Origin of the sequence: Bacillus sp. GB_SG_008, assembly GCF_052038115.1 — a bacterium.
GTDB lineage: Bacteria > Bacillota > Bacilli > Bacillales > Bacillaceae_G > Bacillus_A > Bacillus_A rhizoplanae.
Map to the genome: position 1 here is coordinate 334,126 of NZ_JBPZSK010000004.1, position 16,071 is coordinate 350,196.

18 protein-coding genes are annotated in these 16,071 nt (G+C 34.3%); 5 read left to right on the top strand and 13 right to left on the bottom strand.

Annotated elements, in window-relative coordinates; all coding sequences use genetic code 11:
• Position 1 precedes the first annotated feature (1 nt).
• The 5 genes from spoIIP (ACTDJC_RS13180) to spoIIP (ACTDJC_RS13200) all read right to left on the bottom strand — a co-directional run bounded on the left by spoIIP (ACTDJC_RS13180) (position 2) and on the right by spoIIP (ACTDJC_RS13200) (position 5,743).
• Complete coding sequence (gene spoIIP / locus ACTDJC_RS13180; protein WP_440603646.1) at positions 2 to 1,147, bottom strand: stage II sporulation protein P; 1,146 nt, start codon at positions 1,145 to 1,147, stop codon at positions 2 to 4.
• A gap of 221 nt (positions 1,148 to 1,368) precedes the next feature.
• Complete coding sequence (locus tag ACTDJC_RS13185; RefSeq protein WP_440603647.1) at positions 1,369 to 2,328, bottom strand: SPFH domain-containing protein; 960 nt, start codon at positions 2,326 to 2,328, stop codon at positions 1,369 to 1,371.
• Positions 2,328 to 2,759, bottom strand: coding sequence for an NfeD family protein (locus ACTDJC_RS13190; protein ID WP_440603648.1), 432 nt, complete (start codon positions 2,757 to 2,759; stop codon positions 2,328 to 2,330). The genes ACTDJC_RS13185 and ACTDJC_RS13190 overlap by 1 nt, the downstream gene beginning before the upstream one ends.
• A 747-nt stretch (positions 2,760 to 3,506) precedes the next feature.
• Complete coding sequence (locus ACTDJC_RS13195) at positions 3,507 to 4,241, bottom strand: M15 family metallopeptidase (RefSeq protein ID WP_440603649.1); 735 nt, start codon at positions 4,239 to 4,241, stop codon at positions 3,507 to 3,509.
• A 347-nt stretch (positions 4,242 to 4,588) separates the two neighbouring features.
• A complete protein-coding gene (gene spoIIP / locus ACTDJC_RS13200) occupies positions 4,589 to 5,743 on the bottom strand; it encodes a stage II sporulation protein P (RefSeq protein ID WP_440603650.1) in 1,155 nt (384 codons plus the stop codon).
• Positions 5,744 to 5,832: 89 nt separating this feature from the next.
• Here spoIIP (ACTDJC_RS13200) and ACTDJC_RS13205 point away from each other — a divergent pair, with 89 nt between their 5' ends.
• Positions 5,833 to 6,123 (top strand): hypothetical protein, encoded by a 291-nt coding sequence (locus ACTDJC_RS13205; RefSeq protein ID WP_098310860.1) that lies wholly within the window; start codon positions 5,833 to 5,835, stop codon positions 6,121 to 6,123.
• A 392-nt stretch (positions 6,124 to 6,515) separates the two neighbouring features.
• Here the strand turns inward: ACTDJC_RS13205 and csaA are convergent, their stop codons facing one another.
• The 3 genes from csaA to ACTDJC_RS13220 all read right to left on the bottom strand — a co-directional run bounded on the left by csaA (position 6,516) and on the right by ACTDJC_RS13220 (position 8,580).
• Positions 6,516 to 6,845, bottom strand: a complete 330-nt coding sequence (gene csaA, locus ACTDJC_RS13210; protein ID WP_098310862.1) for a chaperone CsaA — start codon at positions 6,843 to 6,845, stop codon at positions 6,516 to 6,518.
• A 312-nt stretch (positions 6,846 to 7,157) separates the two neighbouring features.
• The gene (cbpA, locus tag ACTDJC_RS13215) at positions 7,158 to 7,805 is read right to left on the bottom strand and encodes a cyclic di-AMP binding protein CbpA (RefSeq protein ID WP_098310489.1); all 648 of its coding nucleotides are present in this window, start codon (positions 7,803 to 7,805) and stop codon (positions 7,158 to 7,160) included.
• A gap of 466 nt (positions 7,806 to 8,271) precedes the next feature.
• Positions 8,272 to 8,580 (bottom strand): hypothetical protein, encoded by a 309-nt coding sequence (locus ACTDJC_RS13220; RefSeq protein ID WP_440603651.1) that lies wholly within the window; start codon positions 8,578 to 8,580, stop codon positions 8,272 to 8,274.
• 633 nt (positions 8,581 to 9,213) lie between these two features.
• On the opposite strand from ACTDJC_RS13220, the gene ACTDJC_RS13225 reads away from it, so the two are divergent.
• Both ACTDJC_RS13225 and ACTDJC_RS13230 read left to right on the top strand, forming a co-directional pair.
• The gene (locus ACTDJC_RS13225; RefSeq protein ID WP_098310488.1) at positions 9,214 to 10,527 is read left to right on the top strand and encodes a hemolysin family protein; all 1,314 of its coding nucleotides are present in this window, start codon (positions 9,214 to 9,216) and stop codon (positions 10,525 to 10,527) included.
• Complete coding sequence (locus tag ACTDJC_RS13230) at positions 10,524 to 11,006, top strand: DUF456 domain-containing protein (protein ID WP_440603652.1); 483 nt, start codon at positions 10,524 to 10,526, stop codon at positions 11,004 to 11,006. The genes ACTDJC_RS13225 and ACTDJC_RS13230 overlap by 4 nt, the downstream gene beginning before the upstream one ends.
• A gap of 26 nt (positions 11,007 to 11,032) precedes the next feature.
• On the opposite strand, the gene ACTDJC_RS13235 is transcribed toward ACTDJC_RS13230, so the two are convergent.
• Both ACTDJC_RS13235 and ACTDJC_RS13240 read right to left on the bottom strand, forming a co-directional pair.
• On the bottom strand, positions 11,033 to 11,653 hold the full coding sequence (locus ACTDJC_RS13235; RefSeq protein WP_440603653.1) for an NAD(P)-dependent oxidoreductase: 621 nt from the start codon (positions 11,651 to 11,653) through the stop codon (positions 11,033 to 11,035).
• Positions 11,654 to 11,759: 106 nt separating this feature from the next.
• A complete protein-coding gene (locus ACTDJC_RS13240; protein ID WP_098310485.1) occupies positions 11,760 to 11,966 on the bottom strand; it encodes a hypothetical protein in 207 nt (68 codons plus the stop codon).
• A gap of 187 nt (positions 11,967 to 12,153) precedes the next feature.
• On the opposite strand from ACTDJC_RS13240, the gene ACTDJC_RS13245 reads away from it, so the two are divergent.
• A complete protein-coding gene (locus ACTDJC_RS13245) occupies positions 12,154 to 12,939 on the top strand; it encodes an SDR family oxidoreductase (protein ID WP_440603654.1) in 786 nt (261 codons plus the stop codon).
• 80 nt (positions 12,940 to 13,019) lie between these two features.
• On the opposite strand, the gene ACTDJC_RS13250 is transcribed toward ACTDJC_RS13245, so the two are convergent.
• A complete protein-coding gene (locus tag ACTDJC_RS13250; protein WP_098310483.1) occupies positions 13,020 to 13,478 on the bottom strand; it encodes a spore coat protein in 459 nt (152 codons plus the stop codon).
• Positions 13,479 to 13,510: 32 nt separating this feature from the next.
• Positions 13,511 to 14,695 (bottom strand): cardiolipin synthase, encoded by a 1,185-nt coding sequence (gene cls / locus ACTDJC_RS13255; RefSeq protein WP_440603655.1) that lies wholly within the window; start codon positions 14,693 to 14,695, stop codon positions 13,511 to 13,513.
• A 158-nt stretch (positions 14,696 to 14,853) separates the two neighbouring features.
• Here cls and ACTDJC_RS13260 point away from each other — a divergent pair, with 158 nt between their 5' ends.
• Positions 14,854 to 14,943, top strand: a complete 90-nt coding sequence (locus ACTDJC_RS13260) for a YjcZ family sporulation protein (protein WP_098310481.1) — start codon at positions 14,854 to 14,856, stop codon at positions 14,941 to 14,943.
• Positions 14,944 to 15,177: 234 nt separating this feature from the next.
• On the opposite strand, the gene ACTDJC_RS13265 is transcribed toward ACTDJC_RS13260, so the two are convergent.
• Positions 15,178 to 16,068, bottom strand: a complete 891-nt coding sequence (locus ACTDJC_RS13265; protein ID WP_253629335.1) for a TIGR03943 family putative permease subunit — start codon at positions 16,066 to 16,068, stop codon at positions 15,178 to 15,180.
• Between the last annotated feature and the right edge of the window lie 3 nt (positions 16,069 to 16,071).

Consider the following 16,071-nt stretch of genomic DNA (forward strand, 5'->3'; position numbering starts at 1 on the left):
ATTAATAATTCACTTTCTCCGCATCCCAATAATACCTGCTAAACGCTTCTGCTAGTACATCAATAGAGTTATACAATTCTTCTAGCGTATTATCAACACCACCAACTTCTACAAGTAGAGCATTGGAAGATAAATCTTGATTATATGTACCATCTCCTTTACTTTTGTCCTTTTTGAAAATTCCTCGGCTGAGTCCATAATAATGTTTATCCAAATATGAATTAATTTCGTTTGCGATTTTCATATTTTCTTCTCGTCCTTCATTCTCCATCCCGATAATGAAATAAAGTCTTGCGTATGACTTTCCATTAATCACTTTTGTTGTAACATTCTTACGCTGATCATCTCGGTGAATATCAATCGGAAATACAATTTGCTTATTTTGAGCTAACGCTTCTTTTACATATCCATGCGATGCTTTATAAGCCTGATACCACTTCATCTTTTTCTGCGCTAATAAGTCTCCCATGTTTGTCTTGTCATGTACAGCCGGAATTCCTTGTCCTTCTAATTGCTGTTTTAATCTCGTACCAAGGAGTGAAACATTTACATCTGGACTTGATGCTTCATCTGGAATTTTTGCTCCAGGTAATAACGGTAAAAACGATTCCCAACTATGCGTATGATAAATAAATACGGCATTTTTTCCCTCTATAGCATTTCCTTTCTTTTGAACAGGATTATTCTTTTCTGCTTCCTGAACTTTTTCTTTAGCCACTTCACGCTCTTTCGTAATTTCTTCTATCGGTACACTTGATTCATTTGGTATATTTGTATAATCAGTTCCTTCTCCAGCTACAAGAATATCAGAATAATAATTTGCCATTCCTGGGATTTCTTTTCCCATAAATGTTCGAATATCTTGCAAACGCATATCTGTTGTTAACGAAAACAATAACACTCCTACTGATTCTCGTTTCTTTGTTTGAAAATATTCAAAAGAAAAATAATGATTTTCCATTTCAATCATTTGCATAAATCCTTGTGAGGAAATTTTTCCAAACCATTGATTCACATAATATGATTTCATTGTATGTAACATCGTTGTAACTAACGATGCAGCCACTAAAATGAAAAATGCATAAGAACACAATAAAATTATAATCTTCTTACTATGTGTCTGAGAATGTATAAAATACTTTTTCATCGTACCACCCTTTCTATACATGGGTATGTACAAGCTTTATACAATATACATTCTGATTACACTACTATGTCCTGCACGTTTTGAAACTTGAATATATACACCTACTATTTAATTCGTATATATATTTTCAGCTTCATTTTATATATCTACTCCTCACATCTTCAACTTCAAATATACCTTCAAAAAAAAAGAGAAATGGCAACCATTTCTCTTCCTCGTTTCTATTGTTCTTTTTTCGTATCTATAGAAGGCAGCTGTTTCTCTTTAAACAGCTCTCCAATTGCTCCTAAGCTTCCTAATGTTTCAACAGCATTTGATGGAAGGAACACTTTGTTTGCTGGTCCTTTTGCAATCTCAGTTAATGATTCAAATGACTGGTATGCAAGAACACGCTCATCAAGTCCTGCTTGACGCAGCATTTGAATACGTTTTTGTTCTGCTTTCGCAATTTCTTCAATTGCTTTTGCTTCCCCTTGCGCTTCTAGTTCTTTCGCTTGTCGTAAACCTTCTGCCTCTCGAATACGCGCTTCTTTATCACCTTCAGCCATTAGGATTTTACTTTGTTTCTCCCCTTCCGCGCGAAGTACTTTATCTTGTTTTGCTGCTTCTGCTTCGAGAATAATTGCACGTTTATTTCGTTCTGCCTTCATTTGTTTTTCCATCGCTACTTGTATGTCTTTAGGTGGAATAATATCTACAACTTCAACACGTTCAATACGAACGCCCCATTTTTCTGTCGCCTCATCAAGTGCTAAACGAATTTCTGTTGAAATTTTTTCACGACCAGATAACGTTTCATCAAGCTCCATTTTCCCGATGATTTGCCGCATTGTTGCAGATGTAACATTACGAACCCCAAATTCATAATTTGAAATACCATATGTCGCCAGCTCTGGGTCAACAATTTGATAGAAAATAATCGTATCAATCTCAACTTGTACATTATCTTTTGTAATTACTGTTTGCGGTGGTACATTTGTTTGTTGGATACGTAAATCATGATAAAGACGTACACGATCAATAACCGGGATAATCATATTTAAACCCGGGTGCATCACACGCTGGAATTTACCTAAGCGCTCTATAACACCTACTTTTTGCTGCGGAATAATTTTAATTGTTAAAGCGATAAATACAATAACAATCAATACTAAAATAATTGATAATATTAAACCAACCATTATAGTTCACACTCCCTTTTCACATGCACAACTGTGCTGCTCCTCTTTACAACAATAACGCTTTCTCCATCTAAAATTGGTTCATCTGAAACAGCAGTCCACATATCTCCATCTATTTTCACAATGCCATTCGCTTCATTTGTAATCGTTTGCACTATTATACCTTTTTTACCAACAAGTTGATCAACTGCATCTGTATACCCTTTTGCCTCCCGAAAATTCTTGGAAATACGTTTTGTAAAGATTGTCAAAACAAGACTGACAATAGATGCTATTACAACTTGAAGTAGCAAAGAATTTGGTACAAATAGCGCAATTAGACCTCCGATCACTGCACCTATTCCAAGCCATAATAAGTAAAATGTAACAGTCAGCATCTCTGCAATAAATAAAAGTCCGGCAATGACAAACCAAATCACCCATCCTGCCATGTGCAACCCTCGCTTCCATTCTATTTTTTATATGTATATGAGAGAAAGAAAACTTTATCCCGCTATTCGCGGGCAGTAAGACCCCCACCTCAAGATTGAGGGAAGTGAAGAAGATAGGTGGGGGATAACCGCTCGTAAAAGCCCGATTGGTGAGAGCTTTCCATCAGTGGGGGGATGAAGCCCCTCCCGCTTATGGAAGTTTCACTTTATCACGTTGTATCGAATAACCACTAAAAAGCTGAGGCGCCCATTCACAAATAATAAAATCTTACTATTACTAGAAAGTATGTAGTATCACATCTATTAGACGAAGAATATACTAAAACGATATATTAATATATTCTTTATTACACATGACAAATCCTCTCAAAAAATGACAAAAAATATTTTTTCACAAATGAGACCATGAAATAAATAACTTAGATAAGAAACCATTACATTATCTAAGCAAACATTTCCTACGTATTTAGCTAATTCAGTCATATATATGTCTCACTGTTGTTTACACTATGATGTTTATCACTTACGTATACGTAACAGTGAGAAAGCGATGTTTCTTAAATAGAAACATCGCTTTCTTGTTTACGCATATACTTTTTTCTTATATAGCATCGTCATTCTACCATTCTCCCCTCCATCATCATTACTTTATTTTGCTACTTGTGAGCAGTAAAACTCCCACCTCAAGATTTTGAGAAAACAAAGAAGATAAGTGCACGATGAAGAAAAACCCCACTGATAGAAAGTTCACTTTATAACTTCTTCTAAAGTGAACTGATTTTCATATAAATACGTCGCGTATGGATTTCCAACATAGCGCACATGCCACGGTTCATACGTATATCCTGTTATCGCTTCTTTTTCTTTTTCATAACGGATAATAAAACCAAATTTATGAGCATTTTCAGCAAGCCATTTTCCTTCCTTCGTGTCTCCAAATAAAGGTTCTAATTGAAAATTTGCAGATTGTGATGTAATGTCGATCGCTAATCCTGTTTGATGTTCACTTGTACCAGGTACTGCACTAGACATCGCTGTTTTTGCTTCCCCATCTTGTTTTTTATACATCGTATTCAATGCTTTTTGCCGTTCAAATGAACGAAATGCAGAAACAGCAAATAAAGAGATTTTTTCACTATTCGCTTGTTGAAACATGCGTTCTAATGCTGTAGCAGCTTCTTTACGCATTTTCTTTTTTTCATTATCGCCTTCATATAGAAAACGAACTTTTGGTATTACCAAATCTTGCGGTTCATACAAATCTGGCAAACGCCTTTTCTTATTCACAAGGACAAGAGTTGAATCTGGATTGTTAACAACCGCAAGCCCTCCTTCAATTTTTGCAATTGTTTCTTGTACCTTTGGAAAAACAACGTTTCCTTGCGCTTCTATCGCTTGTTTTTCCTTATGCTCTATATATTGCAGCATTGCAATCACTCCAATGACAATCGCTACACTAAACAACATCCATTTTCTCTTCATATAACATCCTTTTATTCTAATAATTTTTCGATACAATCCTCATCAACTTCCGTTACGCTCAATAACAGTTAATTCTAAACATCACATACCATATATTTTTCCCCATTCTCTCATCCGTTTAAACCATTCGCTCCAACGTATTTCAAAATTTCAGAGATGCTTTTGCTTCTTATACTGCAATTTACCTACTCATTACGGTTACTTTGTTTACATAATAAAATTATTTACAAGAGCCATTTTATAAATGAACATTCGCTACTATTTTTCTAAATCCCTTTTCCTTTTTCATAAGATAAAGAGACAAATTTCGATACAAAACAAATAGCGTAAGCAATGTTTGCTTACGCTTAACCATTCACTTTCTCCGCTTTCCAATAGTACTCACTAAACGCTTCTGCAAGCGCATCAATACTACGATTGAGTTCTTCTTCCGAATTATCAACACCGCCTACTTCAATTAGAATCGCTTGACCGGATAAATCTTGATTGTATACCCCATTTCCTGAACTAAAACCTTTTTGAACTACTCCTCGGCTCAATCCAGGATACTTTTCGTTTAATGATTCATGCAGCGCTGTTGCCAATTGTAGGTTTTTTGCATAATTTTTATTTCCTTTCCCAATAACAAATGCCAACTTTGCATATGATTTATCACCAATCTGTTTCGTCGTTACATCTTTCCTTGCACTATCTCTATGCAAATCAAAAAAATATTGAAGCTGTCTATCGCTGGCCATAGCTTCTTGAACAATCTCACGAGACATTTTATAAGAGCTATTACTGTTTAACCCTTTACTAATTAGTTTTTTACCCACGTCCGTTGTATCATTTACTGCTCCAATTCCATGACTTTCAAATTGCTCACGAAGTCTGTTTCCAAACAAAGAAATATTTGTTGTTGCACTGGTGGCTTTATTTGGATCCGGGTCATTCGTTAAATTTAATAATGGCAAATATGACTCCCAACTATGTGTATGATAAATAAATACTACTTGCCGATTTCCCGTCGTTTGTGCTGGCTTCGGTTTCTCTTTATTTGAATCTGTTTTTTGAGGATTTCCTTGTTCTCCTGTCCTCTCTTTTACAAGCTCTTCTAGAGGTACACTCGATTCAATAGGCAAATTTGTATAGTTTGTTCCTTCTCCAGCAATCACAATTTCCGTGTCATATTTTGAAAAACCTGGAAGTTCCGTTCCAATTAAACTACGAACGTCATCAAAGCGGATATTTGTCATTGCAGATAAAAGAAAAGAAGAGATAGAAAAATCTGCATTTAAATGACGATATTCTTGTGTAAAGTAACGATTTTCTGAACCAAGCACATACATATATCCATTCATAGAAAGGTCATTTAACCATTTATATAAATACGTTGATTTTGTTTCTTTTAATGATGTTACGATCATACTAACAAACAAAAAAGCAGCCATTATTCCTATTAAAAATAGAAAAATAAATTTTGTAAGACTTGTCCGTTTCACATAAAAATAGCTTCGACTCATTAGATCACCCTCTCCCTATAAACATATGTACAAGCTATAGAGAATAGACCGAATGCAATTTGGCAATATTGGCATTGAGGTGAAAAGAATTGAAACTGATGATTGGATTATTTCCTATTATATTATCTTGTTTATTTGTTTTACTTGCGGTACATCCACGTATTCGCATTTGGTTAGATATATTTGCGTATGTTTGTTTATATGGATTTGGAACCATTATTGCATTTACTGTATACGATGTATTACTTCAGCAGACTGTTTTTATGACAACCATTCATCGTATATTATTAAACCCTTTATTTCTTCTTACTGGTGCGTATATCGGTATATATTTTTTATATCTAATACTGTATAAACTCATTTCAAGCATAAGAAATTAAAGGAAGGTGCTATGATGAAAAATTATATACGTTGCTATAAATGTAAAAAGTGCATTTATCGTAAGCGTGATCTCGTTACAGTTGCTTTGTTTTTTCAAATCCTCACTTATCATGGTTGCTGTTTTGAGCAAGAATTACACGAACTACGCTTTCCTTTGTCCAAATTCCTTCCCTTAAACACACTGTTTGGCAAATTTCTTTCATCTTACACACTTTGTATTGGTTTCATTTTACTTCTGACAGACCCTTCTGTATTTTGGCTTAGTATGCTTTGCTTTCTTCCAATCTTTTACCGTTTCTTTTCTTATTGGTACATTGAACGTTACTTCTAAAGAAACTGATTAGATTTTCCTTTTGAGATGCTTATACATGTCCATTTTTTTCTCATACTTTTAGCCAATTGCTGTTCCATTGGGAACCTCCATACCTGGCTCTAATAAAATAACATCACCTTTTTCAGGAACGCCGCCAAGTACAAGTACTTCAGATTTAAATCCGGCCACTCGTTTTGGCGGAAAATTAACAACTGCAACAACTTGCTTTCCAATAAGTTCTTCCGGCGTATATCGTTTCGTGATTTGCGCGCTTGACTGTTTCATTCCAAGCTCACCAAAATCAATCTCTAGCTTAATAGCGGGTACTCGAGCTTCAGGAAATACTTCTGCTCGATAAATCGTCCCAATACGAATATCTAATTTCATAAAATCTTCAAAAGTAGCCATTTTTATATTCCTCCTTGCCATTTATCCCGTATTAACGGGCAGTAAGACCCCCACCTCAAGATTCAGAGAAAAGCAAAGAAGATGGGTGGGGGATAACTGCCCGTAAAAGCCCTATTGGTGAGAGCTTTCCGTCAGTGGTGGATGAAGAACCCCCCACTGACGGAAGTTTCATTTTATATTCATATTAGACAGTTACTTTTATTTCCCTTCAAAAAAGAAAGGTGCCTATGCACCTTTCTTTTTTACTTCCTGCAATTCTTTCGAACTAGATAAGAAAAATCCATCTCCTATTTTCAGAGATGGATTTCCCTCTTACTCTACAATTTCCACTTCACGTGAATTTTTCATTTCTTCTACATGTATAACGCGGAATCCATGATCTTCTAAATCTTTTAAAAGCGGCTGTAGTTCTTCTGCCGCAAATCCTTCTCCTAATGTAAACATAATTCTACGTACATATAGTGCGTTGTTATCAAATGTCATTAGACTTTGAATTCCACTATATTTTTTCAGTACAGTTGATAATTTTTGAATAGCACCATTATAATCTTGCGTTCCGACCATAACTGAATACATACTAGAATGAAGGCCCCATGCATCTTCTAGTAACTCAAATACTTTTTTATGTGTTAAAATACCAAGAAAAAATCCATTGTCATTCACGACAGCAATATATGGTAACTCTTTAATTGTAAAGAACACTTTAAAGAATGAAGAATCTTCTTTTACATACCCATCTTTATTGCGCAATAACTCTTTCACATTATCATCTAAAGAACCTTTATATTCTAAAATATCTACTTTATAAATATTCCCTAAAAATGTTTCTTCTTTTTTATCTAGAACTGGAACACAGCGATATCCGGTTCTATTTAAATGATCTAGCGCTTCTTGCAACGTATATGTATCCTTACAAAACAACACTTCTTTTTTTGAAACATAGTTTCCTTTTACCCTCATAAAAATCCCCCTTATGTTAAAATATTTTCTGTGTCATAAATATATAATATTTTCAGAAAAAAATAAATATTTTATTTGATTTTTCTGACTTTATTTATCGTTTTTCATCATTTTTTTCATTTTTTCGACAAACGAGGAAGAAGATATTATATAAAAATTTCCTTTCTTATCCTATCAAAAAGAGATTGTATCTTTCAAAAAGAAACGTTAAAATAGTAGTAATAATTTTCAGAATTTTATAAAAGTAGGTGAGATATATAGCGTCTTCTATTATCACTTATGTGTATCGTTGTCTTTTAGGCTTTGTGGCTATTATTCTTATTAGTCCAATTCCTGCTGCTCTTCTAAACGACAAACAATCCTATTTTGAAGTACTATATACAATGATTAATCATTTTGTACATTTTCATTCTATCTCTATTCCGATGACAGATTGGATTCATGAATCATTCTTTTTTTCTTCTTATCAGCCACATGACATATCAAAATCATTTAATTCACATGAAAATTCAACTCCGTTGTTCCCATACATATGGAAATTATATTTTTTATCTATGATGCGATTCTTACTTTCACTTACTGTCGGTTTTCTCCTTAGTCTTAGAATTGGTCGATTTTTTATTAAGTTATCTCCTAAAAATAGAAAACGTTTTTCCTTTTTACGCTGGATTCCATTTTCATTTGGCACTGTCCTACTACAATGTATCATCATCACTCTTTTTCTCTTCACAGCATCGTACATATCTTTTCCATACTTTTCTTCTCTTTTAATCATTTGTAGTACGTCCATGATTATTATCATCCAAGCTATCAAAACATGGATTCCTTTCTTATATACAGTACAAGAAACAACTCATGCGCATAATTCAGCTTTTTTTAGTAATACACTATTCACTTCGCTGCTTGCAAGCCATAAATCTATCGTTAGTTCCATATTAATTTCCTTTATATATATGGAGTGCATTTTTCATGTAAATGGGTTATTTCAATTTATTGTACAGTATTGTGTTAGTTCACCAACACTTGTTGCAATAGGCCTTTTATTACTGTATATCCCATACATGCTGATTTCTCTCTTACAAATATTATGGAAAAGAAATCGCCATATTGCGCGTATCCATACACTATCACGCACAACAATAAAGTGAAGCTTCTATCAAGTGGTGGGGGTCCTTCATCCCCCCACCTATCTTCTTCGCTTTCTCTTAACCTAGAGGTGGGGGACTTACTGCCCAAAAGTAGCGGGATAAAAATCCCCATCAATTATATTCTTACGACCATTTTTTCATAAAATTTCACATTCCCCGCCTCCTTTCTTTGACTATCCCTTCCTTTTCCATATATTATTAAAGTAAAACTTTTATCAGGAGGTGACATCTTTATTCTAAATTTAGAATAAAGAATATCCTTGGACATACTTAAACTTTTTTTCATCGCTTTACTCATTCTTATTTCCGGCTTTTTCGTAGCATCAGAGTTTGCTGTTGTTAAAGTACGCAAAAGTCGAATTGACCAACTTGCCAATGAAGGAAATAGACAAGCAATCCTAGCAAGAAAAGTTGTTTCCAATTTAGATGTATACCTATCTGCTTGTCAGCTAGGTATTACCATTACTTCATTAGGACTCGGTTGGCTTGGTGAACCTACTGTGGAGCGCTTATTGGAGCCGCTTTTTGAAAAAATGAATATAACAGGTTCAATGGAACATACATTATCAGTTATTATAGCTTTTAGCGTCATTACATTCTTTCACGTGGTACTAGGTGAACTGGTTCCAAAATCCTTTGCCATTCAAAAAGCTGAACAAATTACTTTAATGTTTGCAAGACCTTTAATTATATTCGATAAAATAATGTATCCTTTTATCTGGTTATTAAATAGCACAGCTCTATTTTTCACGAAACTATTTGGATTACAACCGATAAAAGAGAATGAACTTTCTCACTCCGAAGAAGAGCTGCGCCTTATTTTAAGCGAGAGCTATAAGAGCGGAGAAATTAATCAATCTGAATATAAATATGTAAACAATATTTTTGAATTTGATGATCGAGTTGCAAAAGAGATTATGGTTCCACGTACTGAAATGATCTGTTTATCAACTGAAAATTCATTAGCGGAAAATATGGAAATTATCTCTAACGAAAAATATACGCGTTATCCTATTATCGGAAAAGATAAAGATGATGTTGTCGGTATGATTAATACAAAAGAAATCTTTCATGATCAAACAAAAGGGATCTGTAAGCCGCTAGAGTCATACATACATCCTGTTTTAACAGTATTCGAAACTGTACCAATTAAAAAGGCACTCATTCATCTACAAAAAAATCGTGTCCAGTTAGCAATTATTATGGATGAATATGGTGGAACTGCAGGTCTTCTTACAATGGAAGATATTATTGAAGAAATTATTGGGGAAATTCAAGATGAATTCGATATAGATGAAACACCAATGATTGAGAAACGCAATCCAACATTAACGTTACTTGACGGAAAAGTGCTTATTTCTGATGTAAATGATATGTTTGGCCTTCATATCGATGATAGTGATTTAGATACAATCGGAGGCTGGTTCTTGTCACAAACAATTGACGTAAATATTGAGCCAGGCCATACTATTCAATATGAAAATTATCAGTTCAAAGCATTAGAATTAGATGGCCATCAAATAAAAAAAATCGCCGTTAGTAAAATAGATACACAAAAAGGAGTTACGCTGTGAATACCTTTTTAACTATATGTATTATTGCTTGTTTCGTTATATCGTTCATTGCGTTTATTTATCCGATTATTCCAGGTATACTCGCTTTATGGGCTGGGTTTTGTATTTATCAATTTGGTATTAACGACTTAGAATTAACAAAATCATTTTGGCTTATTCAAATTGTATTTACAATTATATTTTTCATTGCTGATTTTGTTACGAATAGCTATTTCTTAAAAAAGTACGGAAGTACAAAATGGAGCGAACGTATCGGTATGGTTTCTATTATTGTTGGATCGTTCTTTTTCCCGCCATTTGGGCTAATTATTATCCCGTTTCTTTCCGTTTTCGTAACAGAATTAATGCATAAAAAAGCACCACAAGAAGCCTTTATGGTTGGAGTTGCAACAGTTATCGGATTTTTAAGCAGCACAATAGCTAAAGCGATTTTACAAATCATTATGATTATTATATTTGTATGCTATATTATTTTTTAGCCATCCTTATGATAAGGATGGCTTTTTTAATAGGCAATGCCCACTCGTTTTTTATAATGAATATCATGATAAAGTAATTGATAAGCAAAATGGGCTGTATCTCCAACTGTGATCTTCATACCATCTAGCGGTAACACATCTTCTTCAGTTCGATAAATAGCTGTTTCTTCTCCATCTATTAAGTGTGTTGGACAGACAATCGTCCATTGTAATTTGCTATTCTCTAAAGCCAAATAAGCCGCTACATGGTCTTCCGCTGCTGCCGTTGTCTTTCGACGTGATTCACTGGATTGGAAGCGATATAATTGCGGATTCAAACGTGCCTGTAAAATCCCAGCCGTTCCAATTGTTATAATTCTCATAATCCCTTCCTCGTTCATAGCATGTATAATATTTGGTAAGCTTTTTGATAACGTTCTATTTCCATCGGTACCTAGTGCACTAATTACAACATCTGCTCCCTTTACACACGCTCTCACATCTTCTTCATTCCATACATTTCCTTCTATTATACGAAAATTTTCATGTTGTACTTGTAGCTTTTCTTTATTTCTCACAAGCGCTGTCACTATATGATTATCCTGTAATGCAAATTTTAAAATTTTGAGTCCAACTCGACCCGTTGCTCCAAATAAACATATTTTCATACTAACTCACACCCTTTCACTCCTCTCTATTGTTTCTGAAAAAGCAAAAATATACAACAAAAAAGCCTTCTCATTGATCGAGAAAGCTTCTATCATCATATAACACTTATTTCTTTTCGCTAGAGCTAGAGGAACTATCTTTTGAATCTTTCGAATCGTTATCTTTTACTTCTCCACTCGTTTCTTTATCCTTGCTCGTATCTCCTTGTTGCGTCGTCTCTTCCTCTTTCTTTTCCTCATCTTTACTACAACCTACCACAAATAAAGAGCTAGCAAGTGCAACAGCAGTTAACGATTTAACCCATTTATTCATTTGCTTATCCCCCTTTTGATAGAATATGTACATCTTCATATTACTTTTCTTTTTTGAAGGAAATATTAGGAATTAGTAAAGAGATGGTAAATGATTGTAAATTTTTAGAATACTATGAGTAATCTATTTTAATTTCTTTCTCATTTCGTTTATACTAAAAAAAACTCAGGAAGAAAGGCTGATTGAAATGGAACTTGGATTACAAGGAAAAACAGCGCTTGTTGTTGCATCGAGTCAAGGACTAGGAAAAGCAATTGCTACTCAACTTGTCACAGAAGGCACAAATGTAATGTTATTGAGCCGTAACGAAGAAAAACTACAAAAAATTCAAAAGGAACTCACTCAATTGAATAACGGAAACGTTGCTTATACTGTTTGTGACATAACAAATACTGAACATATTAAGCAAGCCGTGAAACGAACCACTCAAACATTCGGAACAATCGATATTTTAATAAACAATGCCGGAGGCCCAACGCCAGGTACATTTGAACAATTATCAGACGAACATTGGTATCATTCTTTTGAATTAAATTTATTAAGCTACGTTCGAATGATTCGAGAAGTACTTCCACACATGAAAAAGAACGGCGGAAAAATTATTAATATCGCTTCTTCTTCTATAAAAGAGCCGATTCCAGGTCTACTTCTATCTAACACATTCCGTGTAGGTATTACAGGCTTAACAAAAACGCTCGCTTCTGAATTTGCACCGTATAACATTTTAATTAATACGATTGCACCAGGACGAATTGCTACTGAACGCGTTGCTTCTCTTGATACTTTGGCTGCTCAGAAACATGGTATTTCAGTAGAGGAAGTGCAAAAAGAATCCAAAGCAACCATTCCACTCGGAAGATACGGGCAACCTTCAGAGTTTGCGACATTTGCCACATTCCTTGTATCCGATGCAAACACCTATATGACGGGCCAATCCTTTTTAGTAGATGGTGGCATGGTAAAAGGATTATAAAGAATTTAAATATCAAAGATTTACTTCCTGTTACATATTGAATGAAAAATAACAAAAAGACAGCGGTATCGCTGTCTTTTTCATCCATATTTTTCTTCATCCATCATTGCTTGTATGCTATACTCTTTTTTCATAACATATTGCCACACGCTGTATGCGTTTCGATTCATTTTCAAAAAACAACTTTCTAAAAAAGAACGAAATTCTGGATTTGCCACTTGGATTGCTACTTGCGCATACCCAAGTGCCAACCGCTTCAAATGTGAAATATACGAAAAGGCAATTTCTATATCATCTTTTTGTCCACTATAGTTAGTATGCACTGTTTCAATTGATGATGAAACTGGATACTTGCCAATAACATGCTGTACATTTTCACCTTCTTGAAAGTTGATCTGTTCATTATACGCTTGTAATAAGTAAGGTAAATGTTGCTGTAACAATTCTTTTAATTCATTATCACGTACTTCTCTCATATATTCACCAATTACACATATCACTTCATAACTATAACTCATGAGCTCTTCAATATAATTCATCCAATATTTCCTCCTCTCTACTGATATGTATGCTATAAATAGAATGACAGAACCTTCGACACTCTCGCCAAAAACTTATCCCACATACTCATTTTTTCAAAGTCTTTCTCCGAAAATTGCTTTGCTTGCTGGAAATCCGTTTGCAAACGACGTTGTATTTCACCAATAATTTTTCCTTCATAAATAAAACAATCTGATTCTGCATTTATATAAAAACTGCGATTATCAAAATTCGCGGTTCCGACGTCTGCAAACTTATCATCAATAAGAGTCACTTTCCCATGAAAGAAACCGTCTCGATATTGATATATTTCTGCTCCAGAACGCAGTAACTTTTCCAAATAAGGATAAGCTGCCTGCTTTAATAGCAAAGCATCACTTTTAAAAGGGACAAGAATTTGTAATCGTACTCCCCTCTGCAATGCATTTTGTAACCCCGTCATCATTTCTTTACTGGGCACAAAGTAAGGAGTGGCAATCACAATTGATGTTTTCGCACTTTGTATCATCTCTTTATAGTGTGCCCATAAACCTTTTCCATCTGTAAATACATATCGATACTTGTTATTCCCTTGTATAGGCGTTATCTCATGTGAGGATAACTCTTTCCCAGTATCCAATTCCCAGTCTTTTGCAAACTGTCTTTTCATATCCTGTGCACCTGAACCAGTAATACGAACATGGTAATCACGCCATTTTCCAAAACGAGGATCCTCCCCAAGGTATTCATGCCCTATATTAAATCCCCCTACATATGATATACTCCCATCTACTACCACAATGCGGCGATGATTGCGATTATGAAGTGTGTAAAAGAAATTTTTAAAACGAGGCTTTTTACTAAACGTAAACTGTACACCACTATTTTCTAATTCTTGTATCGTTTTCTTCTTTATTTTATATCCCCCAATGCGATCCACAGATAATTTCACTTCAACGCCTGAAGCTGCTTTTTGCTTTAATAATTGTAAAAATTTATTGCTTATCTTATCTTTACCTACAATATAAAAATGAAGATAAATATACTGTTTCGCCTGACTAATATCAGCAAAAAGATCTCGATAAAAATCATTTCCATCTACATAAAGCTTAAAATCACCATAACGAATCTGTGATATTGGATTTTCTTTTACTCTGTTTCTGCCTACTTTTACATCTACATGCATCCATATCACCATAATTCCTATACAAAAAAGGAGGAACAGAAGTTTTCTCATCGAGAATCCTTTCCTTTCAAATTATCATTTTTATATGTTTCCCCCTCACTATTTCCCTATACAATAAAAAACATCATTTACATGACATATATCCCTGTCAAATCATTCCGAAAGTGCATATTGTATTCTGTAACCTAAAACAAAAGGAGGAAAAAACAATGGGCTTTGGAGTTCACGGCGGTGGGTTTGCGTTAGTTGTTGTATTATTTATCCTCTTAATTATTGTTGGTGCTGCTTGTTTTTGCTAACTAGCTATCCACTTCATACAACTTTTATGTAGACAAAAAAACTATGAAAAAGAACATCTAATGATTAGATGTTCTTTTTCTGTTTATAATGATAATGTGACACTTTAATCAGTGGAGATTTTCTGTATCCTCCACCTAATCTTTGCTTCTAGCATAACTTTGAGGTGAGCTATTACTGCTCGTTAATGCGGGATTAATTTTATAAAGCTTTCATCTATAAAAAAGAAGCCGATTTTATGAATCGGCTCCTCGGTATACATATTGGTCTTTTGGAGGTTCTACTGTGTGCCAATTTGTAACTTCTAATACAGGTATATTTGCGTGAAACGGTTGATAAAACTCTGTTGAAATTTTCCCTTCAACTTCAACCCAATCATCATTCTTCCACTGAGCATCTTCTGGTTTTTTGACCAGCATCCCATACACACCTGAATCAGCAACACAGTGAATAATTCCAAAGCGGAATACAAAATACTGTTCTTTTTTAGAAGAATCATCACGGAATACAAACCCCTTAAAAGAAAGGGTCTTACCCGTGAATTCGCCAGGGTAGTTATATATTATTTCCATCCCTTTCAAAAAGTTTGTATCGTTTAAAACAATTTTATCTTTTGTTACGAAGTCCTTCTTTTCTTTTTCCATGAGTTCCCGATAACCTTCTTGTGCATAGTAAATGCTCGTATCAGGTTTTAAAAACTGTCGATTCATAAACGGGTCTGTATTTCCTGGCTCCGCAACGGGGAAATGAAACCCTTTTGCTTTTACGATATCAGAATCTAATGTTGCAATTGGAAGAAAGAGCCCCGTAATAATCGGAAAACAAAATACTGTATACGTAAGAAGACGTTTCCACCATGTATTTTCATCTTTTGAATGATCATGACCACAATGACTTTCATTGCAACCACATTCATGATCATGGTCATGTTCATGATTATGGTCATGTTTACCATGCTCTTTTTGAAATACGATAATCATTTGAATTACAGTTAAAAAACCTAAAATAATCGCTGCTGTTGTTGATAAATATGAATATTTCATATTTATATATTTCGTGATATTACCAGAAATATGAAGTTGTGCCAATAAAATTGTAAATCCAAGTAAAATATAAGCTCGAAACATTGA